General features: G+C 50.2%; 20 protein-coding genes. 4 read left to right on the top strand and 16 right to left on the bottom strand.

Going from position 1 to position 24,201, the window contains the following annotated elements; translation table 11 throughout:
* The first annotated feature begins 135 nt into the window (after window positions 1-135).
* Together ASG81_RS08445 and ASG81_RS08440 are read left to right on the top strand one after the other, a co-directional pair.
* Entirely contained in the window at window positions 136-1,797 is a 1,662-nt protein-coding gene (locus tag ASG81_RS08445) for a PAS domain S-box protein (RefSeq protein ID WP_056631843.1), read from the top strand.
* 401 nt (window positions 1,798-2,198) lie between these two features.
* Window positions 2,199-3,743 (top strand): HD domain-containing phosphohydrolase, encoded by a 1,545-nt coding sequence (locus ASG81_RS08440; protein WP_056631840.1) that lies wholly within the window; start codon window positions 2,199-2,201, stop codon window positions 3,741-3,743.
* Between the two features lie 72 nt (window positions 3,744-3,815).
* On the opposite strand, the gene ASG81_RS08435 is transcribed toward ASG81_RS08440, so the two are convergent.
* The 6 genes from ASG81_RS08435 to ASG81_RS08410 all read right to left on the bottom strand — a co-directional run bounded on the left by ASG81_RS08435 (window position 3,816) and on the right by ASG81_RS08410 (window position 11,708).
* Window positions 3,816-4,277 (bottom strand): cupin domain-containing protein, encoded by a 462-nt coding sequence (locus ASG81_RS08435; protein WP_056631837.1) that lies wholly within the window; start codon window positions 4,275-4,277, stop codon window positions 3,816-3,818.
* Window positions 4,278-4,455: 178 nt separating this feature from the next.
* Window positions 4,456-6,174, bottom strand: coding sequence for an ABC transporter ATP-binding protein (locus ASG81_RS08430; RefSeq protein WP_056631833.1), 1,719 nt, complete (start codon window positions 6,172-6,174; stop codon window positions 4,456-4,458).
* A gap of 69 nt (window positions 6,175-6,243) precedes the next feature.
* Complete coding sequence (fdhD, locus tag ASG81_RS08425) at window positions 6,244-7,041, bottom strand: formate dehydrogenase accessory sulfurtransferase FdhD (protein WP_056631829.1); 798 nt, start codon at window positions 7,039-7,041, stop codon at window positions 6,244-6,246.
* A gap of 55 nt (window positions 7,042-7,096) precedes the next feature.
* The gene (locus ASG81_RS08420) at window positions 7,097-9,451 is read right to left on the bottom strand and encodes an FdhF/YdeP family oxidoreductase (RefSeq protein ID WP_056631826.1); all 2,355 of its coding nucleotides are present in this window, start codon (window positions 9,449-9,451) and stop codon (window positions 7,097-7,099) included.
* 256 nt (window positions 9,452-9,707) lie between these two features.
* On the bottom strand, window positions 9,708-10,196 hold the full coding sequence (infC, locus tag ASG81_RS08415) for a translation initiation factor IF-3 (protein ID WP_056631915.1): 489 nt from the start codon (window positions 10,194-10,196) through the stop codon (window positions 9,708-9,710).
* Window positions 10,197-10,295: 99 nt separating this feature from the next.
* A complete protein-coding gene (locus ASG81_RS08410; RefSeq protein WP_056631823.1) occupies window positions 10,296-11,708 on the bottom strand; it encodes an MATE family efflux transporter in 1,413 nt (470 codons plus the stop codon).
* A gap of 162 nt (window positions 11,709-11,870) precedes the next feature.
* On the opposite strand from ASG81_RS08410, the gene ASG81_RS08405 reads away from it, so the two are divergent.
* Window positions 11,871-12,755, top strand: a complete 885-nt coding sequence (locus ASG81_RS08405) for a helix-turn-helix transcriptional regulator (RefSeq protein ID WP_056631820.1) — start codon at window positions 11,871-11,873, stop codon at window positions 12,753-12,755.
* Between the two features lie 279 nt (window positions 12,756-13,034).
* Here ASG81_RS08405 and ASG81_RS08400 read toward each other — a convergent pair whose 3' ends face one another.
* The 7 genes from ASG81_RS08400 to ASG81_RS08370 form a co-directional block, all read right to left on the bottom strand.
* On the bottom strand, window positions 13,035-13,490 hold the full coding sequence (locus tag ASG81_RS08400; RefSeq protein WP_235548776.1) for a GNAT family N-acetyltransferase: 456 nt from the start codon (window positions 13,488-13,490) through the stop codon (window positions 13,035-13,037).
* A 134-nt stretch (window positions 13,491-13,624) separates the two neighbouring features.
* Window positions 13,625-14,809 carry an acyltransferase family protein gene (locus ASG81_RS08395; RefSeq protein ID WP_056631817.1) on the bottom strand — a complete coding sequence of 395 codons (1,185 nt, stop codon included), beginning with the start codon at window positions 14,807-14,809 and terminating at the stop codon, window positions 13,625-13,627.
* Between the two features lie 1,061 nt (window positions 14,810-15,870).
* Window positions 15,871-16,404: a VanZ family protein gene (locus ASG81_RS08390; protein WP_056631811.1), complete on the bottom strand. Its 534-nt coding sequence runs from the start codon at window positions 16,402-16,404 to the stop codon at window positions 15,871-15,873.
* A gap of 195 nt (window positions 16,405-16,599) precedes the next feature.
* Complete coding sequence (locus ASG81_RS08385; protein WP_056631808.1) at window positions 16,600-16,833, bottom strand: aspartyl-phosphate phosphatase Spo0E family protein; 234 nt, start codon at window positions 16,831-16,833, stop codon at window positions 16,600-16,602.
* Between the two features lie 566 nt (window positions 16,834-17,399).
* A complete protein-coding gene (locus tag ASG81_RS08380) occupies window positions 17,400-18,341 on the bottom strand; it encodes a stalk domain-containing protein (RefSeq protein WP_056631804.1) in 942 nt (313 codons plus the stop codon).
* A 27-nt stretch (window positions 18,342-18,368) separates the two neighbouring features.
* The gene (locus ASG81_RS33655; RefSeq protein WP_056631800.1) at window positions 18,369-19,115 is read right to left on the bottom strand and encodes a hypothetical protein; all 747 of its coding nucleotides are present in this window, start codon (window positions 19,113-19,115) and stop codon (window positions 18,369-18,371) included.
* Between the two features lie 24 nt (window positions 19,116-19,139).
* Window positions 19,140-20,312, bottom strand: a complete 1,173-nt coding sequence (locus ASG81_RS08370; protein ID WP_056631797.1) for a carboxylate--amine ligase — start codon at window positions 20,310-20,312, stop codon at window positions 19,140-19,142.
* 94 nt (window positions 20,313-20,406) lie between these two features.
* On the opposite strand from ASG81_RS08370, the gene ASG81_RS08365 reads away from it, so the two are divergent.
* Window positions 20,407-21,177: a hypothetical protein gene (locus tag ASG81_RS08365; protein ID WP_056631795.1), complete on the top strand. Its 771-nt coding sequence runs from the start codon at window positions 20,407-20,409 to the stop codon at window positions 21,175-21,177.
* 23 nt (window positions 21,178-21,200) lie between these two features.
* On the opposite strand, the gene ASG81_RS08360 is transcribed toward ASG81_RS08365, so the two are convergent.
* The 3 genes from ASG81_RS08360 to ASG81_RS08350 are packed head-to-tail and all read right to left on the bottom strand — an operon-like array spanning window position 21,201 to window position 24,200.
* Complete coding sequence (locus ASG81_RS08360; protein WP_056631792.1) at window positions 21,201-23,060, bottom strand: HD-GYP domain-containing protein; 1,860 nt, start codon at window positions 23,058-23,060, stop codon at window positions 21,201-21,203.
* Between the two features lie 35 nt (window positions 23,061-23,095).
* Window positions 23,096-23,467 carry a DUF2304 domain-containing protein gene (locus tag ASG81_RS08355; RefSeq protein ID WP_056631789.1) on the bottom strand — a complete coding sequence of 124 codons (372 nt, stop codon included), beginning with the start codon at window positions 23,465-23,467 and terminating at the stop codon, window positions 23,096-23,098.
* A 4-nt stretch (window positions 23,468-23,471) separates the two neighbouring features.
* The gene (locus ASG81_RS08350) at window positions 23,472-24,200 is read right to left on the bottom strand and encodes a glycosyltransferase family 2 protein (protein ID WP_056631785.1); all 729 of its coding nucleotides are present in this window, start codon (window positions 24,198-24,200) and stop codon (window positions 23,472-23,474) included.
* Window position 24,201 lies beyond the last annotated feature (1 nt).

Genomic DNA, 24,201 nt, shown 5'->3' with positions numbered 1-24,201 from the left:
TGCTGTTTATTTATGCATCGCTGCGCTGCTTTATAAATGGTCATTAAGTTATGTAGACAAAAGAATTGCTCTGTTCTATTCTTTACTATAGGCTAAAAATCTTATCCAGAACAGACAGCAGGAGAGGTGCGAAGTTTGACCTTCATTTCAAAACCGAATCGCGAAGCCGATTTATTCCGCAGCGCCTTCCAATATGCCCCCATCGGCATGGCTTTAGTTGATTTAGACGGCCGTTTTATGGTAGCCAACCCCTCCGCTCAAACGATGCTGGGCTACGTAGAGAACGAGCTCTGCGGCATGTCCTACGCGCAAATTACCCATCCAGACGACCTGGATCAGGATAACTGTTATGTGAAGCAATTGTTAGACGGTGAAATAGATACGTATCAAATGCAAAAAAGATATTTCAAAAAGTGCGGCGGCATCTTGACCGCGCTGCTGTCCGTGTCGCTTGTATATGATGAGCAGGGCAATCCTCGTCATTTTATATCTCAGATGATGGATATTTCAGAAAAAACGAAAGCGATGTCGGATGTGAAGCAGCTTTCCAGACGTATTGACAACATTCTTGAGAGCATCTCGGATGCCTTCTTCTCGCTGGATAATCAATACCGGTTCATTTATATGAACGAAGCGGCACAGAAGCTGTTCAAGCGAAGCGAAAGCGAGCTGAGTGGCCTTTGCATCTGGGAGGCGCTCCCCGAGCTGGTTGGAACGGTCAGCCAACAAGAATATAAGCTTGCCATGGAAAACCATCAGCAGCGGCTGTACGAGCAGTATATTCCTAAGCTGAGCCATTGGTTTGAAGCCAATGTATATCCTTCCGAATTCGGGCTCTCCGTTCATTTCCGCCAAATTACGGAGCGGAAGCGGATAGCGGACAAGCTGCAGGAAAGCGAGAAAAGCTTCCGCCTGCTGGCCGAAAACTCCAGCGATATGATATCCAAGCATAATCGGGACGGCTTGTTTACTTATGTCTCCCCTGCCTGCTATACGCTGCTGGGCTACCGCGACGATGAGCTGATCGGACAATCTCACTTTGATTTTCATCATCCGGATGACAAGCAGCGTATGATCGATAACCTGGAGCTCATCTACAAACATGCCGACGCCAACACCATCACTTACCGGATGAGGCGCAAGGACGGCAGCTACCGGTGGTTTGAATCTACGACCAGCGTCGTCTTCTACGACGGCGACCGAACGCAAACCTTGGTTTCTGTCTCCCGGGACATAACCCCCCGCAAAGAGATAGAGATGAAGATGCTCGAACAATATCAAATTTTGCATGCGCTCTCTCACGTTGACGAATTGACCAATATCGCCAATCGGCGAACGTTCGATGAGTCGTGGAATAACGAGTGGGAGGACGCGCAGCGCCACCATATGCCAGTAACGCTGATGCTGGGCGATATCGACAACTTCAAGGCTTACAACGATACGTTCGGGCATCAAAAAGGCGACGAATGTCTTAGACAGATCGCCTCCGCCTTGCGCAGCGCCTTGAAGCGCCCGCTTGATATCGTCGCACGTTATGGCGGCGAGGAATTCGGCATTATTTTGCCGCAAACGAGCCATGAACGTGCCGCCACCATCGCGGTTCGGCTTCTCGAAGCGGTCAGGCAATTGCAAATTCCTCATGCTGAAGCGACCGGAAGCCCATATGTCACGATCAGCATCGGCTCGGCGACTTGGAAGCCTAATTGCTCCTTTACGCAGGACGAGCTGTTCATCCAAGCGGACAGAGCGCTTTACCAAGCAAAGCGTGAAGGAAAAAACCGATTCGTTACACAGTAAATCACCGCGATCGCCGCCGCTGCCCCGCGCAGACTACGATCGCTTCCCTATGCTATGGCCAACCGGCCTCAGGCAAGCTGCTTCTGACGAAATTAAGGAAAATTTTTTCTCTATTTCCCCCTAACTACCTCATACAGCAACAAAAGAGAAAATTTTTTTCTCTATTTTTCTCAAAATCGAACCAAATGCCCTTTAACGAGCCTTTCCTGATGAATGAGAGAAAATGTTTTTCTCTATTTGCCTCCAGTTAACCCCTACAGCAGAAATAAAGAAAAAAATTTTCTTTATCCCCCTCCAACCTCCCAGTGCTTAAGATCTAATATACATTTTTAAAATGCCGATTTATACTATAGGTACTATGCACTACTCTATTGAGAATTTTGGAAAAGAGGTCTCAGCTTATGCATGTACATACGGAGCGCGAACAAGAAGGAAACCGCGTCTATGCCTCTTTCCTCTCTCACCTCCTTCGTAATTATATTTTCGGATCGACGGTTGCCGTGCTCGGAGTCGGCGGTATCGTCGTATTTTCCACGCTGTCGATTCCTTCCGATGAACGGATCCTTTTAGGCAGCATCATGGTCATCTCGCTTCTCATTATGTTCGTCTGCGAGCTGTTCGTCTTCCACCTTCATCTCCGGCCGATTCAAGCCATCTTTCGAGTAGAAAAGCCGACATCCGAACAGCTTAAAACCGCTTATCTTCAAACGCATAAGTTTCCGACGTTATCGGTTAGACGCACCTTCGGCCCGCATTTTCTAGGCTTGCTGGCTCCTGCTGTCAGCATGGCATTCGTATTGATCAAGCTCGGCTTGCTAAAGCTACCCTATTCTTATCTCGGAATCGCGGTCGCGGTTGCTTTCATGATTGCCGGCATGCATGCGATGATCGAGTTTTTCTTAACGACGAAAGCTATTCGTCCTGTTGTCACTTTTATTCGCGGCAAGCATAAGGAATTATACAAGCAGGATATTACGCTTAGCGGCCGGGTCCTCGTCTCTATCCGTACGAAGTTCCGCCTCAGCGCCTCCCTCATCGGGACGCTGCCCTTATTGCTGTTCGGTCTGGCATCGCAAATTAGGCTTGATCGTCTTCAAGGGGAAAGCACCCTAGCCTACTGGCAGTGGGCAGGCATCATTCTTATTATCGGCATCGCCTACTCCCTGCTTGGGGCATCGCTTCTATCGCGCAATATCGAGGATCCTATCCAAACGATTCAAAATGGGATGATCAGCGTGCAGGCCGGCAACTTCGATCCGAGCTCGGCAGATATATATTCCGACGAATTTTCTAAACTCGTTGCCGGCTTCAATCATATGGTCAACGGGTTAAAGGAACGGGAGCAGCGCAACAATCAGCTGCTCCAAAGCTACTTCATGACCCTCGCGGCAGCACTCGACGCCCGCGATACGTATACGGCCGGCCATTCGACCCGGGTAGCCCGCTTTTCCGTTCAAATCGGCCTGCTGGATGGTTGGTCCGAGAGCGAGATCGATATTTTGCACAAAACGGCGCTGCTCCATGATATCGGCAAAATCGGCGTTCGGGACGCCGTGCTGCTTAAGGATGGCAGGCTCACCGATGAGGAATTCGAACAAATCAAGCTGCACCCCGTGCTTGGCGAAAATATTTTGAAGCAGATCGAGCCTGCCGATGCCATGGCCGACCTGCTGCCTGGCGTTCGCTCGCACCACGAGCGGTATGACGGCATGGGCTACCCAGACGGCTTGGCAGGCAACGACATTCCGCTGTCCGGGCGTGTGATCGCCATTGCGGACGCATTCGACGCGATGACCTCGGACAGGCCGTACCGGAAGGGCATGACCTATGCGCGGGCGCTCTCCATTCTGGAGGAGGGCAAGGGCACGCAATGGGATCCTAAACTCACGCAGCTGTTTATAGAGTCGTTAAATGGGAATGAACAGGCAGACGACGAGGCCTCCTGATGACATAGAAAGAGCCATCCGGCAAGGGAATCTCCCTGCCCGGATGGCTCTTTCTTCACTCTAATGAATGAACTATCGTTTAATAAGTTTAAAATCGTCATAATGGAAGCCTGGCGCTACGACGCAGGAAACGAGCACAGGCTCGTCGCCAAGCGGACGCGCCATTTGCCATTCATTCGCCGGAACGAGCGCTTGCGGATGATGGCCAGCCAGCACGTCTGGTCCGACGATGATTTCTTTTCTTGTCTCCGGGGCTTCCTTCTCTCCACCGAGCGTCAGCAGCAGAGGACTGCCGGAATGCCACAGCCACAGCTCGTCCGAATAAACCGTGTGCCAATCGGAAAACTCATCGGGATGCAGCAGGAAGTATATCGATGATGCCGCAAAGCGAGGTCCTGAATATGGAGCACCAAGCACCTCCTGAGGTATTTCAAAGCCAGCCTTCCAAATTTCCTTGTACCATCCGCCTTCCACATGCTGCTTCAAATCAAGCGACTGCACGAGCGGCGACAGTTGTTTCACTGATACTCCCATCCATTTCAACCTTCTTTCTCTCTTTTGCGTGCACGTAGGTAATAAATCGTTTCCTCATTCTATAACGCATATTCCGTATCGTCAAACCGGATTCGGAAACATTAGAGCTGCATGACTGCGCTGCGCCAAAAAAAGGCTTTCCCGCTGGTCGACTTTGACCGGCGGGAAAGCCCTTTGCTTATCTGCTGCCGAACTGCGCGCGGTGCAGGCGGCTGTATATGCCGCCCGCAGATACCAGCTCTTCGTGGCGGCCTTGCTCGGTAATGCCCTGCTCCGTTACGACGACGATGCGGTCAGCGTTCTTGATCGTCGCCAGCCGATGCGCGATTACGAGTGTTGTCCGGCCAAAGGACAGCTCAGCCAGCGACTGCTGGATAGCCGCTTCCGTTTCTGTATCGAGCGCCGACGTCGCTTCGTCGAGGATGAGGATCGGCGGATTTTTGAGGAACATCCGCGCAATGGCGAGGCGCTGCTTCTGCCCCCCGGACAGCTTCACGCCGCGCTCGCCGACAATCGTATCAAGCCCTTGCGGCTGGGCATGAATAAACTCCTCCAGCTTCGCTCTGCGGGCGGCCTCCCAAATATCTTTATCCGAAGCGCCAAGCTTGCCGTAAATGATGTTCTCCCGAATCGTGCCCGCGAACAGGAATACGTCCTGCTGCACGATACCGATTTGCTTCCGCAGCGATTCCAGCTTTAGATCGCGAATATCGAAGCCATCGACCGAGATGCTGCCGTCCTCAATCTCATAGAACCGCGGCAGCAGGCTGCAAAGCGTCGTTTTGCCGGCACCGGAAGGTCCGACGAAAGCAATCGTCTCGCCTGCGCGAATTTTCAGATCGATATTTTGAAGCACCTTCGCCTCGCCTTCATAACCAAACGTAACATCACGGTATTCGATATTTCCGATTAAACGGTCAACCTCGGCTGCATCCGGCTTATCCGCAACGTCTGGCGCTGTCTCCAGCAGCTGCACGTAACGCTTAAAACCGGCTATCCCCTTCGGATAGCTTTCAATAACGGCATTAATTTTTTCAATTGGCTTGAAGAAAATGTTAGTTAACAGCACAAAGCTGATAAATTCGCCGTATTTCAGTTCTCCCTGAATAACAAACCATGTGCCTGCGACGAGCACAAATACAGAGACAAGTCTCATCAGCATGTAGGTAATGGAAGAATTCAAGCCGATAATTTTGTACGAAATAAGCTTTGCTTCACGAAAGCGCAGATTATTCAATTTGAACAGCTTCTTCTCGTGGTTTTCGTTCGAGAACGCTTGAACGACACGAATGCCGCCGACCGTATCCTCAACGCGCGCATTAAAATCGGCCATATCCGAAAACAGCCGGTTCGCTGCTTTCGTCATTTTACCGTTGAACAGCAGAACGAGCCAAATAATGATAGGAACAATAACAAACGTTAGAATGGCTAGCTTCAGATTAATATACGCCATGATGCCGAATGCCCCGACCAGCGTCATTGCAGCGATGAACATATCCTCCGGGCCATGATGGGCAACCTCGCCGATCTCGAACAAATCGTTCGTGAGGCGGGAGAGGAGATGACCGGTTTTCGTGTTGTCGAAGAAACGGAACGACAGCTTCTGCACATGATCGAACAGCTTCTTGCGCATATCCGTCTCAATATTTATACCGAGCATGTGGCCCCAATAAGTGACTATGTATTGTAAAATTGTGTTAATAATGTAAACGATTAAAAGGATGGCGCAAGCCGTTATAATCAGGCCCCAATTCTCGTTTGGCAGCAGTGTGTCAATCACATAGCTTACCGCTAGCGGGAAGCAAAGCTCCAGTACCGCCAGCAGTACCGCGCAGCAGAAATCGAGCAGGAAAAGCTTTTTGTACGGCTTATAATAGGCAAAAAATCGTAAAAGCATCGTGAGCTCCTTTTCTCCACGTAGTGATAACCATTTTCAAAAAAATGATAAATAATCACTACTAAACTGTCAATCAATTGCAAAATCTATTCGATCATGATGCGTATACACGTTCATTTCCCCGCCGCGGATAAAGCCTGCGCAGGTAATGCCCAGATCATCAGCCAAACGAAGGGCCAGGTCCGTCGGCGCCGACTTGCTAAGCAAAATGCCGCAGCCGATCTTCGCCGACTTCAGCACCACTTCCGAGGAAAGCCTTCCGCTGAAGGCGATCACCTTATCCGAGGTGCGGAGGCGATGCAGCAGACAGTAGCCAAATAGCTTGTCGAGCGCGTTATGGCGCCCGATATCCGCTCTTATCGCGAGCAGCTCAGCAGGCGTTCCGATGGCTGCGTTATGTAATCCGCCCGTGCTGTGGAAGTCCGAAGAGCTTTCCTGCAGCTCCCGCATGAAGCGTATGCACTGCTCAGCCGATATTTTCGTACGGGTCATGATCGTTTTCGCCGTTAACATATCGTTGTGAAAATAAAACTGCCGGCTCTTTCCGCAGCAAGAGCCAATAAAGCGCTTGGCGTATTGGCCATGGCTCATCGTTTGCTTATGCTCAAGCTCAATATACGCAAAACCCGTATCCTCATGGAGGGATAACGACTTCACCTGCCCGGCCGCGCGTATGACGCCTTCGGAAGCGAGGAAGCCGATGATAAGCTCCTGCAGGTCAGACGGCGAGCATACCAGGGTCGCGAACTCATCGCCATCCACTTTCAAGGTAAGCGGAATTTCCGCTGCGATGTCGTCATCTATTTCCCGGGGCTCATTGCCGTCATATTTGAGTATGCGCCATTTTGCCGTGTTTGAAAGCTCCATCCGAATACTCCCCTTCCGCGTCCTGCATGGGCGTGTTTCACTCCGGCTTTGCTGCTTAAGCAGGCGGCTCGATCTCCAGCTCCACGATCCGCTTCTCCCTATACTTCGTATCCTTAAAAGCATGATAAGTATCCGCCCGTTCCACGATAACCGCCGCGTTGTACTCGGGAATGCCAGCAAGCGGCTCATATACCCCTTTGGCAAAAAGGCTGTTTCCCTCCGGCCAGTACAGCTCGATGTTCCCTCGCGTTATATCCTCACGTTTGGCTCTGCCATGGAAGCTGCCGCTGCGGTTGTATACGACGATCGCCTCTCCTTCTACGATTGCAAGGCCGGCTAGATCCTCCCCATTCATCAGTACGTCGTAACGTTCGGCAGCATTGAACGCGTCCTTCTCCCCGTAAATCATGGAATTGAACTGCTTGCCGCGCCGCGTCGTCGCATAAAAATGCCCCTCCGGTATGCGGAGCTCGGGCAGCTCGACCGGCAATAAATTGCCTTTGCCGTCTCCTGTTGGACAAATCCCATCCTCGCACAGCCACGCCCCGCCCCACTGAAATACATCGCCTTGCTTCTTCAGCCGCTGAATGCCTTCATAATGCGGCGCTGCCAAAGCAATTTCCCGCCTGACCTCGTCTGCATCCTTGAACAGGATAGCCGCTTTGAGCTCCGGCCTGATGCGGGCAGCGAGCTCCGCGTAGATTTGCCATTCCGCCCGCGCTTCCTCTATCCTCGGCCCTTCAATCGTTGGCGAAAAATAAACCATCCGCTCCGTCGAAGTCGACGTCCCGCCGCCCGGCTGCTCATATCGCGTCATTGCAGGCAGCACGATGACCTCCTCCTGCGCATCCAGCAGCGTAGAGCTGTTCAGCACAATATCCTGATGCACCCGTATATCGACGGCCTCCAAGCAGCGCTTCATAAAATCGGGATCCGGCATGGTTTCCATAAAATTGCCGCCCGACGTATAGAACAGCTTCAGCTTGCGTTCATGCCACTCTGGCAGCAGCGTGTTCTCCAGCGATACGCCGACAATGTCGCCCTGCCAATCAGGCAGCTTGAAGCCCCAAAGGCGCTCCAGGCGGCGAATGTCCTCCCCTTTAAATTCACCGCCGGGCAGACTGAAAGGATCGGCTCCCATTTCGCCTGATCCCTGCACGCCGCTATGTCCTCTGATCGGCATCAAGCCGCAATGCTCCCGACCAAGGAAGCCCCGCAGCAGCGCAAGGTTCGTCACCTGCGAAATGTTGTCCGTACCGAAACGATGCTGCGTCAGTCCCATGCTCCAGACGAACACGCCTGACTTCGCTGCCGCAAGCAGTTCGGCAAACGCCCTGATCCGCTCCCTATTCAGCCCGGAGGATTTCTCCAACAGCTCCCAGCTCTGCCGCAGCACATGCGCTTTCAGCTCCTCATATCCGTTCACGTGCCCGCTAACAAAAGCATGATCGACCGCTGAGCCAGGCTGCTCCTCTTCCATCTCGAACCAAACCTTCATTACACCGTGCATAAACGCAATGTCGCCGCCGATATTGACCTGGTAGAAGTCGTCAGCAAGCTTCGTGCCAAAAAGTGCCGATTCCGGGATAGACGGAATCCAGTAGCCCTCCATCGCCGGCTCGCGGTAAGGATTGATGACGATGATTTTTGTCCCCTTCCGCTTAGCCGCGTACATATACTTGGTTGATACGGGCTGGTTGTTCGCTGCTACGCTGCCCCAGAATATAAGCACATCCGTACCGATCCAATCCTTATAATTGCAGGTAGAGGCTGAAGCGCCAATCGAGCGCTTCATGGCTGTCTTGGAGGGAGAGTGGCAGATGCGGGAAGCATTATCGATATTGTTTGTCCCGATGAGCCGCGCCGCCTTTGCCGCCACATAATACGATTCATTCGTTATACCGCGCGCAGTTAAATAAAAGGCCAGCTGCTTCGGGTCAATCGCCCGCGCTTTAGCCGCAATTCGGCCGAGCGCCTCCTCCCATGACAGCCTGCGGAAGCTGCGCTCCCCCTTGCTTCGAATAAGCGGATACGGCAAGCGCCCCAGCTTGCGTAATTGTGTACTATCCAGCTTGCGCAGCTCATCAATATCCGAATGCAGCGCAGCAGCCTTAATCGCAGGCATCGTGCTCAGCCGCAGAACGTTTAGCCTCGTCGTGCAAATATGCGGACCGTCCAGCGTCTGGTCATACAACCCGGACACGCCAAGCGCACAGCCATCGCATACCCCCTGAGTCAAAATCCGGTAAGCGTACGGCAAATTATCGCGGTTATCCCACGCTACCTTGAGCGTATCGCGAATATGATGCGGCTTAATGCGCCCTAATCCAAACGGCGCTTTACTCACCCACAGTTTCGGATCCGGCCGCTTCGGCAGCTTAATTGGCCCCGTATGAACAGTTTTCTTCATTAATGATTCACCCCGCTAATCATCGTCGAACGAATCCATTCTAATCTGTAAGTCTGTTCATGCCGGTTAAGCGGCTTCTAATTGTTAAGGTCCTAAATATCTAAAGGTGTTATGAGCTTTGCTCCTGCTGATTCTGCCGTTAAGTAAGCGCATACAAGCCTTGGTGGGCGAATTAGGCAAGCGCCTCAGCGCCAGATCGCCATCCAGAGGCATCAACCATTTTTTAAAATGAGTCGCTTCCTAACATCCTGTCCCCTCACAATGGCAATATCTGCACTGACGCTTGCTTCCCGCTTACCGCAATGCCTGACTGCTTCTTGCCGCTCCCGGTCAGATCCTTCAGCATGCGCTCCAAAAGCTCCTTCGCTTTCGGGCCTTCCTTGCCTTGAATGCGAACGACGAGCTGGACGCTGCTGCCGGAACCGAGAAGCTTAGCCGCCTGCCGCAGCTTCGTATCATAATCATGCTCCTCAATATGCGGGGTTAAGCGAAGCTCCTTTATCTTGCCCGGCTGCTCCTTCGCCTTCGCGCTGCGCTTTTCTTGATCCGCCTGCTTCCTGGCCTGCCCTTTGTCAATCAGCTTGCATGGCGGCGGACTGCTCATAAGCGAGGTGCAGACCAAATCCGCCTTCAGCTCACGCGCCTTCGCCAGCGCTTCATCACGCGGGACAATGCCAAGATCCTCACCCTGCAAGCCCGTTAGCCGCACCTCAGAGGCCCGTATTTTTTCATTCATCATAACCATCGATGCCATTTCAACGTATCGCTCCCTTACCTGTAAATATGGAAAACAGCAGCCTTTACGTGCTAAGCCGCTGTTTTCGCTTTCTTCTATTATACGCTTTTATGAAACGTCTAGCGCGGTTTGTTTGTGAATCGACCCGCCGGCGCCGCCCTCTGCGCTTTTTCCGGCCTCGGCCTCAGCCCGCTCCGCTTTGCGCAGAAACTTCTTCCCTCTCCAGCGAATAAGCGACAGCGCGCCGCGAATGTACTCATCCAAAATCATGCATCCATAAATGCCGATCAAGCCCCAGCCGAGCTCAATCCCTACCCAATAGGACAGACCCGTTGCAATCAGCCACATGGAAAAAACAGACGTCCACATCGTAAAGCGGGTATCGCCTACCGCATTAAGTGAGTTATTGAGCGCCATATTAATCATTTTGCCCGGCTGCAGCACCAGATTCAGTCCGAGCAAAGATACGCCGAGCGCCACGATCTCTTTGTTTTCCGTGAACAATCCGAGCAGCTGCCGGCCAAACAGGTAGATCATAAACGCATTGACCGTCACGACGGCAAGCCCGATCCACATCGCCCTGAAGGCCAGGCCGTACGCTTCCTTCACGCGCCCCGCTCCGAACAGATGCGCGATTTGAATTTGCACCGCCAGCGCAATTGAATAGCCTAGCATGAAGCAGAAGGATTCCAGCGTGTTCATATACGTCCGCGCCGCAAGCTCATTCGGGCCGAGGATTGCCAAAAAGGAAAAAATAAGCAGCTGCGTAAACACCCAGCAGGACAAATTTATGCCAAGCGGCCATCCGATGCGGATAATATCTCCGAACAGCTTGCGATTAAATACGTTAAGGTCGCGTAAGGCAATCGTACGCTCGAAGGAGCCAAGAAACATGATAAACAGCACGATTGCTGCCAGGAACCGGCACAGCACAGTTGAAACCGCGACGCCCATCAAGCCCCATTTTGGAAAACCGAATGCACCGAATATGAACGCATAATTGAAAAAAACATGCGCAATGTTCATCCCGATCGCCGTATACATCGGCCCCTTCGTGTTGCCCGTATTGCGAATCGCTGTGCTGAGCGCCGCCATCAACGCAATCAGCACCATACCGCCGCCTACAATCGATATATACGTTTTGGCAAGCGGGAGCAACTGCTCCGGAAGCTGCAGCAGCGAAGCAATCTCGGTTGGCAGCAGAAACAACAGCACGCTTAGCGCGAGTCCAATGATGGCACTCACTTTTACCGCCATAATGGCTATCGTGCGCGCATCCTCTCCGTTACGCGATCCGATTTTTTGCGCAATGAGAATGCCCGCTCCACTCGCGACAGTTATAAATAAAGTAGTCAAAGCCTGAAACAGCTGGTTAGAGAAGCCTACCACCGCAACCGCATCATCCGAAATCCTGCTAACCATCAGCGTGTCCGCCGCTCCCAGCAAAAACTGTAAAAACAGCTCTATAAAAATAGGCCAAGCCAGCATCCAGAGCGAAAATTTTTTGTCTGATAAAGCCATTCCTGTACCTCCCTGCACCGGTCCTCCTGGAAAGACCGCATCCGTTGTCTGATCACCAATCGTCATTTCAAATTATAGATGCTATACTGAGCTTGATGTATCACTTTTACAACCGAAACTATAACGATTCAAACTTCAGTATCATAAGGAGTCATCCATGCCATGTCAATCATTCATATGACGATACCTCCGCTTCCGCACTATATAATCGGAGGTTATACCATTGCTCCGCCAGGCCGCAAACATCCAACCAGACGCAATATTGAAGTGTTTGACCTGCTTGTGGTGACTCGGGGGTGCTTATACATTGGAGAAGAAGAGCGGCATTACGAAGTAAGCGCCGGCCATGCGCTCATTTTAAGACCGGATGCCTATCATTACGCCACACTGGCGTGCCAAGAGCAGACCGGCTATTACTGGATTCACTTTCAGACGACCGGAGCATGGAGCGTCTCTGATCAGTCCGAGGCTGAGGAGCTGGCTGACCGTGTCAAAGAGAGAACGCTTACCTCAAGCTTTTATACTACGCAAACCTTCATCAAGCTTCTTCCCCAGTTCGCCAAGCTGCTCCAGCCCTCCAAGATGGACAGTCTCCTGCGCCAGCTTGTGCAGCTTAATATGAACGACCACATTCCGAGCGTAAAATGGAAGCAGCAGCTTGTTTTCCAGGAGGTCATCGAGCACCTGTCCGCCTCGATGGAGGCGCAGGGACCATCGCCTTCCGCCTTATGCGCAGAGCAAGCGGCCTCTTATCTGCGGGAGCATTACCGCGAGAATATTACTGCGCAGGAGCTTGGCGAGAGCATTAATTTTCATCCGGTCTACATTGCCAGATGCATGCAGAAGGAGTTCGGATGCGCCCCATTCGATTATTTGATGCGGTTCCGCATTGAGCGGGCCAAGCTGCTGCTGCTCCAAACCGACCTCCCCATCGCCCGCATCGGAGAAGAGGTTGGATTCAATCACGCCGCTTATTTCACCTCCTGCTTCGCCAAATACGAGAGCATCTCGCCACGCAAATACCGGCAGCGGTTTTCTCACGGATAAGCTTGGCTGTAAGCCAAGCGTAAACGGCTGTCGCCGTCCTTAGGCGGCAACAGCTCGTTTCGCGGTGAAATATAAGCTTATTTATAAATGTAAAACTTATAAATTCTTATATTTCCAAAAAAACGGCGCCATCCACACGAGGAGGATGGCGCCGTAAGCTATTGCCTTCGTTCTGCCGAAGCTGCCTGTTCTTTGCACCCCATGACCTGATTGTCATGAAGCATACAGGAGTTTATGTAACTTGCAGATGCTGTATGTATATAAAATCCGCACTTTGGTTCAGTTGCCTAATTCCAAATGGTGTGTTGAATTATGATAGACAGGTTCTGTTGAGAAACCCAGCCTCTGATAAAATAAATCAGCCTCCGGATTATCAGTAGTTAAGACAAGAACGCTGTAATGTTTTTTTGCCTCTTGGATGACTTCTTCAACAAATTTTCCGGCTATGCCCAGTCTGCGGTACGATTTAGAAATATACAGGCGCCTTAGACGTCCCACCGAACAATCTTGTGAATACGGATCTTGATTTAAACCGCATACCCCTATAATTTTGCCGCTTCTGCCATACACCGCATAAAGTGATTCACCAGACTTATCGAATCGATTTCGACCGCTATTATAATCGTTGACAAGCCGCTTTAAAAAATGAAATTCCTCGCGCACACTTTCTTCAACCAAATCTGAGATTTCATCTGTAAGGAGCTTCTTTATTGATTTAATAACGAAATCTGACAAATCAGCACCTTCTTCCATATAGTGGAGTATGGTCATTTTCCCATAATTTTTTGCAGAAAGGAAGCCCTCTTTCAAAGAAAAAAAAGAACGGCTCTCTCTAAGAGAACCATCCCCTTCTACTATTCAACCTTTCATCATATTGAGGATGATGCGCCGTCAGTACGGCTTCCAGCAACGATGACCGGCTTCTTGCCCCAGCTCGTAAGCCACTTACCCAAACGAATGGACGGCAGCTCTACGAAATAGTAACTCAGCGCCCCCGCTCCAAACGAAGCGACGAAGGCAAGTATAACGATTAGCGGTGTATCGAGCTCGCCATTTAACAGATGAACGAGCGATAACAATACGATCATATGATATAAGTAGAGACTGTAAGAGATTTTGCCCAAAAATAACAACGGCTTACGCTGCAGCTGCCGCGATAAACGAACGGATGATACAGCCGCCACAAGGAAGATCGAAGCGCCGATAGCTGTCATCCAATCGCCGCGATGCGGCATGAACATATCGTGGAAATCTTCGCTGTAACCGATCCATTTGAACGAATAGCTATAGAGCGCAGCGATAAGAAGCAGCGCTGCCCACCAGCCATTTAACCGTGTAAATGCCGCCTTCAGCTCCTTCTGATACTTTGCAAGCAGCGCCCCTACGATAAAAAATGAAGCATAATGAAGCGACACCACAAAGTTGGTCATATAGCGCGTCTCGAAATTGGCGAGCAACATTTCAGCTCCATAGGACAAAGTCAGCGCAAGCGGCAGCCCGATTTTCCAGCCGCCTTTTACAATAGCAAACATAATAAACGGAAATAATAACGAGATGCGCATCTCATGGACGAGCGTCCACAAAATCGGATCATACCTCGTCGTATTATAGTTCCCGACAAACAGCAGATGATGAATAATTGAACCCGAGTCCGGCGGTATCACCCACAGGTTGTTATAGTAGCTCGTTAAGTCCGTCAGCTTCGATACATAGACGGCTTCCCTCATCATAATCGCAATGAACAAAGCAACAAGAAACGGAATATAAATACGGCAAATCCGCTTGATCACATATTTCGTATACGTCTGCTGGCGATAAAGGAAGAAAGGCAAGGAAAGCACGAATCCGCTCAGCAGAAAAAACATAATGACAGCTTCATGTCCGCCCCATACAGCATGCAGTGGCGTATATTTTAGCAGGTTAAGCGGATATTCTAAAAAGCCTAATCCAGATGTATTTTGCACGATTGGCGTAAACACCATTAAGAAATGCCCAATCATAACGGCAAGTGCTGCCAAACCTCTCAGTGAATCTAATTCTTCATAGCGCTGCAAGTTGCGACTCCCCTTATACTTACCCTATTCTTTATAGCAATAAAGACGATTATAAAGAATAGCAGCCTGCTTTGTCCGTAACTATTTTCATCCACTTCCACGAACATAAAGGATAGAAGCATCACAACTGAACAATGACACAGCCATCCGAGGCATTCCAATGCACTTTCGCGCCTAGTGTTTCTGTAAGCCAATATATTTTCCGTTGATTTTTAAAGTCAGGTCTCATGAGAGACACATAACATGCGCTGCCCATACGTATACTTGTCCCTTTTCATTTAATGCCATATATGCAGGTTCGGTGCTTATATCTTTAATATAGACAATTCCGGGATGCAGCCTTTGACGAAACATCTATCAGGTTAAGTGCCGATCATCGGCGTATAAACGAATAAAAAAGCTGCCGCCCCAGCAGTTTTCGCCGCTTGAACAACAGCTTCCATGGTTGTAAACCTAATTCATATATTTCACATGCTTAAGCATTCATCGTCACCGCTATGGCTCCCGTACACCTTCTGGTATCGTCACTCCGCCGAAGCCAGCAGTCGTTACATTCGTATCCGTGAGCGCCTAAATGTGGCCTGTTACATCCACGATCGATACCGATCCTTCCGAATCAACTGAATAATCGCTTGCCAGTTCTCCTTCGTTCGCTACGAGCAGTTGTCTGGCGTGGAGCCCGCTATGTTAAACTCCTACACCGCCATACGGTCCAAATGCGGAATGTCCGCTTCTGTCCTATTTGGGACAGATCAATAATATCAATGGCCTTGGGCCAAGCAGGATACCATTAGTAATCCGGATATAAGCACTTGAAACGATTTGCGCGTATTTTTGCGTCTAAAGCTCACTTTATTTCCCCCTGAGATCAAGCAAGTACCTCGCACCAATCCTGTCGTGCTTGGCCAAGCTATATCATACAAAAGGAATATTAACCACATGTATCCGATTCGTATAGATATTGTAAACATTATCCATCACAAACAATTCAAGCTCCACGCAGATATGCTTGTGCTTCAGCGGCTGCGTGATACGCCTCTATCTGTTGACCTATCCCACCTTCAAGATTTGATAGACTGCTGCCCTCGTCTTCTAAAGAGCTTAATCAGCCCTAAAATACATAAGCAGACAAGCAAGCCCGCACATCCTCCTGCAAAATCTAGCACAACATCCGCCTTGTTTCCCGTACGCGCATGAGAGCTTAGCTGATTCCATTCGTCCAGAGCCGGAACGGCAATGGTAACCAGTAGCGTAACGGCTATCGAACGAAACCAGCGCCCGCTGCTCAGCGAACGCATGAACATAAACAGCACGGCAGCGAACGTCGCATACACAAACAAATGCGCACCCTTGCGAAATAGAAATTCAATGAACCTATATGGATTTTCATGCGAATTAAATACGCTGGTCCGATACGTAATCGTCATGTCGGGCAGCCATCTCACGAGCAGATGATAATCGAAGTGGCTGATCAAAAACGGTTGAATGGTTTGCTGCTCATATGACTGGGACGAAAACATAAATAAAAGCGCCAGCCAGCCCGTAAAGATCAGGCCCCATAATAAAGTCGGCAGCCATTTCGTAGATTTGTTCAATTTCCCTGCACCTCCTGCAAAGCAGCTTTCTCTCCCTCTATCATACTTTAAAAAAACGTAATATCAAAATTTAGGTGTATGAGATAGCCAAAACATAACCCTGCGGAAAATAGTATAAAAGTACTATTTGCATATAGTCAATATATTTAAAATTTAATACTATGAATACACACGGAGACGTATATTTAAATAGCATTAATATCCGATAAACGGAAATGAAAATGCTGCGCAATTCGATTCTTTCCCGCACTCTCTCCCATATCGTACGCAATCATAGCAATTAAGAATACGATCCAACGCTTGGCTGGCCCCTAACACTTCGTCAGATTGATAAGATCCGTTCATTAACAGCTTTTCGACCATATCCTGCCGCAGCAGCTCGATCGTTTGCTCCAGCTTGATTTTTTGCAGAACACTTTCTCTAACCATGGATCTCCCCCCTTCACAACCTGTTATCAAACAAGCCAAGATGCAACTCCCATGTTATTTCAGAACCGTCTTGGATTGGAAATAGATCGGCCGGTTTGGCATAACAAATCAAATACGCCCATAGACCCCCTGCATGCCACTATTGTATGAATTAGGATACTTTGTAATGATAGTGTAATGCAAATTTTAGTACTATGGTAGGGTTTTTGCTATTGAATTACCCCTTCTTAAAATCAATTGATTTTTGAAGAAGGGAAAGGGGATGGGATCGTTCCCTTACCCAAATTATAGCACATATGTTCTTATTTATGAACGAAAAAGAAATCGATTTATCTCCCCTTTACCACGTTAATGAGGGAGTCTTCTCGATAAAGATATTACAATGAGTTATAAACTTCCCCAACAATTGGTTCCCGCTGCGGCAGTAGGGGTCGTCTCCCGATGGCTGTATGCAAAAGGGGCAGCAGAGAAGTCAATGCGACTTCACTGCTGCCCCTTTTCTTATTATGTAAAGCTCGGTATAGGCCCGGTTGTTGAGGTTGTTGAGGTTGTTGAGGAACCGGCTGCTATCCCATGCTATTCGCAAGATCTCTGCCAGCCTCAAGCTCTGCCTGAAAGGCTTTGCGATAATCGGCGATAATCGCCGTGCTGTAGCCGTTCTCCGTCAGCTTAGCTGTTGTATCCGACATAATGACCTCAAACTTCGCAGAGCAGTTGTCTACCTCTTGCAGCCCCTGAGCCTTCAGCTGTGCTTTTACAGCCGCATCCGATGTCGATATATATTGCAAACCAATACTCATTAACGTTGATTTGCAGCTGCTTTTCAGCGCAGCAAGCTTCGATTCGGCCTCTGCTGTAATTTGCTCATACGACAGTTTAACCGCTCCGCCGCCGGCACCGCCTGTGCCGCCGGCGCTGCCTTCGCCCGTTCCCGGAATAAGATTGCCTCCGCCCGCTCCTTGCTCAGCCCGGTATGCGGCAGATTGGCCGTTAACCGTCTTCGTCACGGGGTCAAAGCTGATCTGCGTCCCTACCGACTCCGATAAGAAGCGAAGCGGCACATAGATGGAGCCTTTATAACCAAACAGCGGCTGGCCTGCCGGCAAAGGCGCTGCCTTCCCATCGAATACGAGCGCTGCGTTTACAGGCTGAATCGTGATTTCAACGCCTGCTTGCGGCTTATCACTGCCTGTAGACGTATGTTGCAGCTGCTTCTTCATCGCGGCAAGCTCCTGCTCAGTCGGCTCAGAAACCGTAGCCTTCTTGCCGTCCCAGTTCACCGATTTCTGCAGCGCATAGGAAATGTAACGAATCGGGACATATGTACGTCCTTGATAAATAAACGAATATTGACCGTCCGGCAGCTTAAGCGCCTGTCCGTCAAATTGCAGGCTAAGCGACTGCGTTTTTGTTTTAACCGCCGTCGATGCTGCCAATACAGTGGCAGCCAGTACAGATGACAGCATCATAACTGCTAGAAAAATAGAAAGTACACGTGACTTATTCATTGGGCCTCCTTCGAATAATAAAGCGAATTAGTTTAGTGAGTTTGCAATAACAGCAAGCGCACCCGCTCTAGCCTCCGCCTTCGCGCTCTCATATTGCGAGCTCCAATCAGGCAAGGATTGGTCGCCTAGACCGGCCGCCTTATACTCGTTATGTGCATTGCTTATCAATTGATTAAACTTGGCATCACATTCGGCTTCGGCAGCAAAAATCTTGTCCAAATATTTGCTCTGGACCGTCGCAGCCGTTGCCCCGTCATCTCCTCCAAACTCTTGTGCGATTTGGCCGGCCAAGCTGTTGCTTCTTGCTTGACAAGAAGACTTCAGCTGCCACAATTTCGCTGTAACCGAAACATCAATCTCTTTTTTCTTCCGCGCTTTGTCTTCCGCAGAAGCAGCATCTGCTACCGGCTTCTGACCCTCGTTCGCATGATTAGACGGCTGCGCGGGTGTCAAAGTTTCAGCAGAAGCAGGCTGAGGTACTTCCGATTGCTCGTGGATAGCATCTTGCTTCTGCTTTTCTGCCTGCTCCTGCTCCTGCTCCTGCTCTTGCTCCTGCTCCTGCTCCTGCGTCGGCACCGTTTCCGGTTTCTCGGCAGCTTCATCTAAACGAGTATGTAATTCAGTCACTTTATTTAACTTCGCATACAAGCTGATACTGCCATACAGCGCAATCCCGATAACAACAAGCGCACCTGCTATAATAATCAGCGGTTTATTCCATTTTTTCATCGATTTTGTTTCATGCGGACCATTCGTCTGAAGGCCGCCGCGCATGATTCTCCTTACTTATTTAATACTTCAGCGGGTAATAATAAACTTCCACATCTTCAAATCCAGACAATACCGAAGAGCGGATACAAGAAAACCAACAGTCGGCCATGGATCATCCCGGGAAATGATGTCGTCTTTTGATTTTGCTGTAAAAAACGGAGGATCCAACCGCCATCTTCTCTTACTCGTCAAGAAATATAACAAATCGCCCGGAAGAAGCTGTCTGCTAAAAACTCCAGCCTTGTACGTAAGCATCGAATCTGCATCGGCTTCCATTCCTAGCTGATAATGCATCCACGGAAAATCGACACCGCTTACTACTGCTAAGTTCAGCGAGGCCCAATATCTTGGATTGATTTCCATTAGCTTGGGCTCTCCAGTACGGGAATCGACCATATAGTCAACCTCGACGACGCCAAACCAAGGGATCCCGTCCATAAGCCTCTTCGTATAATCAAGCATCTTCTCATCGTAAATGCTCTCTTGAACGACACTCGGTCCCCGTTCCTCAGGGAAGTTTCGTACCTCTTTTTGAACAAAAGCGGCACGTACCGTATGATTAGAATCATAGCATAGGCATACCCCGTATTTGCCTCCGAATGAAACAGCTTCCTGAATAAGAGGATTAGGATAGCTGCGGTGAATCTCTTGAAATAATGAAACAAGCTCGGCGGCATCATTTGCGAATCGCACTCCACGCGAGCCTGAGCCTACCCGGGGTTTGATGCAGAGCGGATAATCCATTGCCGCAGTCACAGCCAGCAGCTCATCCGGGTTGAATTGCGGTCCAAAGGAAGTTTCCGCCGTACGGGGGTAAGGGACATTTCTGTCTTCGGCAAGACGCATCGTTAAAGACTTATCCGCTGCCACCCGGTAACTCTCCAGAGAGGGTACCGGAATGCGGCACAGCTTCTTTAACTCTTCCTGTTTTAAAACGACCACATCCATGACATCGTCGTCCATCGGAAACAAGAAATCAACCTTTTCCCGGATAATCGTCTCGTACAACCAATCATAGAATTGCTCCGGATATCGTTTCGGATCAGGATATACGACCGTTTTGTCCGCATACTTCGAAAATCCGCTGGCGTGATAACGCGTTTTTTCGCCAACGACCGTACGAATGCCGTGCTTTCCCATTGAACGCACGACGGCCAGCGTTTTGCTGAGCAGTCCGTTTGTGCATAAAACTGTAGCCAAGATTTCCCTCCTCATTAAACCTAAACCGGCTATGACATTATTTTGTCAACGATTTGCTATACTGGAACGAAGATGGATCGGAGGTGCAGGAAGCATGTTTGGAATCAGAAAAGAGAAACCGATAGGCCGCCTGGGCAAAATTCAGTCGTTCCTCATTTACTACGGCCCCGCAAGTCCCGAAACGAAAAGACGGCTCAAGGAGGCCGATCTTGCGATAATCGAGCTGCAGCAATGGCAGCCGGACGATATTTCCGACATCCGTGCCTCCGGTACGGATGTCTACGGCTATTTGTCCGTAATGGAAACCCCTCATTGGAACCAGAAGCGGACCAGCGCGATCGCCTCAACCGATATCCTGACTGAGAACGGTAAGCCCATTCGCTTCGAACAATGGAATTCCGTCTTAATGGATCTTCGTTCACCCGGTTATCGCAGCCTGCTGCTTGCGGAATTGGACGAAATAACCGAGTCGTATAACCTGAACGGTATTTTCCTCGATACGGTAGGCGACATTGAGGATTATGTTCCTCCCGAGCTGCAAGATGAAATGACTGCAGCTTACCGCTCCTTCCTCGCGGTTGCGAGCGGGCGGCATACCAAACTGAAATGGCTGCAAAACCGCGGGTTTAAACAGCTTGGTCCGTGCTCAGGCCTGCTTGACGGTTTTCTGTGGGAAGGGTTTGAAGGCGATACGCTTGCTAGCGACTGGTCCAAGCATTGGATGAGAGCACTTGCCCGCCATCAAAAAGACGGTTTATCGGTATTGTCCGTTTCCGACCAGGCCGATCCGAGAATCCATTTAACAGCCGAACGAAACGGCTTTATTCATTGGGCTAGCCCAGGCGGCGATTATAATCGCTTATAAACCGGATGTTACGGCAATACGGCTTATACCACTTTACTCCTGGATATGGTTTCCGTGTAAACGAAGCAGGTTCCGCAGGACTTTCCATGCGCCTGGCAGTTGTTGCCTTCCACTTCCCAACAATTTTTTTCCGGCTGGCTGTAAGCGGGACATACCCGGCAAATATCGGAAGGCGTACAGCCCATGTCATAGCAGGCCCCTAAAGCCCGGCCTCCGAGCTCAGGCCCCTTCCGTTTCGCCGCAAACCAGCGGACGAACGTTTGCACCACTTTATCATCAAGCTGCGTGCCCGCGAGCGACTCCATCAGCTTAATGGCTTTATCGAAAGGAAGCGGATCACGATACTTCCTCCCGTTTATTTTGGCCAGAAACATTTGAACGACGGATAGAATGCGGGCTCCGACCGGTATGGCCTCGCCTCGAAGGCCGGCCGGATATCCGTTCCCGTCCATCCGTTCATGGTGGTACCTTATATACTCAGCGATTTCCTTGCTGCCGATCGTCATTTCGACGATTGCCGCCCCTACCTCGGCATGGAGCTTCATTTTCTCAAATTCCACTTCGGTGAACTTGCCATCCTTCAAATACAGATCCTCCGAAAGCCCGAGCACGCCAATATTGCTCAAATAAGCTGCAACACCAATATTTCGGATTTGGTCGGCGGGAAGTCCCATTTCCTTGGCGATAATAATCGAATACCGGCTCATCATCTCTGAATAGCCGACCGTATACGGGCTCAAATCGTCAATCGTGCTGGCGAGCAGCTTGAGAAACTCCGTATAGGTGTGTCCGAAAGACTTCATCCGCTCCTGTATCCCCATTAACTGAGCGAGCTGACGGGTCATCATCTTCACCGTCGTACTGAGCTGATCCGCTGTTAAATCTGCAGACGAGAGACGCGGAAAGCCGCTCACGAACCATGCCTGTTTGCCCGGCAGCGGCAGCTTGCCAGCGATGATAAGCTCATCGCCCGAATGTCCCAGAATCGAGAGAACCTGCTCGAACTGCGGAACCTTGCTGTTCCATAGAACAAGCTCCTGCTTGCCGATTAGCTGGAGGAGCATCGACAAATTCGACGAATCGGCGATTCTGCGCGCGGTTTGCTGCGGCCATCCGAAGAATACGGGCATATCAACGTTTCCACCGCTCGATACGAGCAGGCAGCCTCCGGACATGCCGAGAGCACTTGCAGACATACTGAACGTTTTCTGCATGACGGCTTCAGAGTCCATTGCCATGGAGCTGACCGCTTGAAGCGCATGACTGGAAGTTTCCACGACGTCAGCTTTGAGATAAAGCCGCTCCGACTCGATAAGCACATCCAGTATCCGGGGCATTAATTCCAAAAGGAACCGCAGCAGCTCCATCTTTTTTTTCGGCACACGCGCGATCGGTCCAACTCGAATAATTCCATTTCCTCCGTCCATAGGCAGATGAAGCAGCGGCACTTCGCCTTCATATATAATCCCGGAATTCTGGGCGGACTCATCCACCTTCAAGCTGAGCGGAGGCAGATACACCTCTTTCTGATAAGGCGCTAGCCCGCTGTAAGAAGGCTCCGCCTGACCCGGATCACGCCGCTCGTGACGAACGGCTTTCAGTACGAAGTTTCCGCTTTTCGGATCCCGGATATAGAAAGCATAGCTGTATGCATCAATGATAGAGCCGATCACTTCCAGAAAAAGATTGAGGTTATTTTCAAGTCCCGCTTCCGGCTGCATAAGCTTGATCATGCGCTCAGCCATTTCAAGGCGCTCCGTCTTTTTGCGCATCCGGCGTAATATACCGATAATCAGCAGTACGGCGAGCGCGAGCAAGCCGGCTGCAGCCGGGAGCAAATAAGGGGCTATGTTCGATAGTATAAAATCAGTCCATTTGAGCATAAAGGTTCCCCCTTCCTTGACGAGGCAAAGCTGTGTCAATTGTCTTTCCCATTCGATTCTCCACTCCGCGGAATATCGCGTTCCTTGTCCAGGAGAGCGACATGCTGAGCGAGCTGGCGCAGCTTTTCATTCAACACGGAGATTTGCATCGACTGGTAAAGCACGATAACGAGCAGCACCAAGGTGGAGAACAGAAATAGCAGCGACGGCGGATAACTGACGCCAAGAAGCCTAGCGAGCCTATCGAACCAACCCGGGTTCGCCGAGAGGATCAAGATAACAGCGACGCTCAGCATCCACGCCACCGAGTTGCGTGCGCTAATTTTTTTGCGCAGCAGCAGACGGATAATGGCTCCGGAGAACGTAATGCCGCAAAGCAAAATGAACCATTTTAAATGATAATCCATCTTCTCACGACACCTTCTTCGTCAGCTTATGGCTAATAATAACGATACTTATGCTGAGCATAATTTGCAGCACGTAAATGACCGGCTTTAGACCCGCATGCATGGAAACGCCCGCTTCCCGCTTACGCATATGCGCAGGAACTTCCTTCACCCTGTACTTCATCAGCAGCTGCTGAATCAAAATATCCGCATCCGGAAAATCCGCCGGAAAGCGGTCGCGTACCGAGTAAAAGTTGAATACGCTGCTGGAGACGCCGCGAAGACCCGATGTCGGATCTGTAATCCGTGTACCGGTCAGCTTTTGGATTAATAGGCGAAAGAAACGGATACCGGCTCCTTTCACAAATCCCGTATCGAATCCGCTGCTCTCCTCAAGAAACCGTGAGCCCATGACGATGTCGGCATCGCCCTTCTGCAGCTCGTACATAATACGGGACAGGTCGTTTGGATTATGTTGTCCATCGGAGTCGAATTGGAGGATGTATGGGTAGCCTTTCTCCGTCGCGTACTTGTAGCCCGTTTGAATCGCAGCACCGTACCCGAGATTAACCGGATGCGTGATGACCGTTACGGGATAGCGCCTGGCAACCTCTTCCGTGCGGTCGCGCGAACCATCATTCACGACAAGAATTTCGGCCATTAACCCCACGTCCAGCAAACCGGCAAGAACATTCCCAATATTTTCTTCTTCATTGAAGGCGGGTATGATAATTAAAAAGGGTTGGCTTGACATA

Origin of the sequence: Paenibacillus sp. Soil522 (assembly GCF_001428245.1) — a bacterium.
Taxonomy (GTDB): domain Bacteria; phylum Bacillota; class Bacilli; order Paenibacillales; family Paenibacillaceae; genus Pristimantibacillus.
Note: the sequence above shows the minus strand (reverse complement) of the source record. Positions and strands in the feature narration are given on the sequence as shown.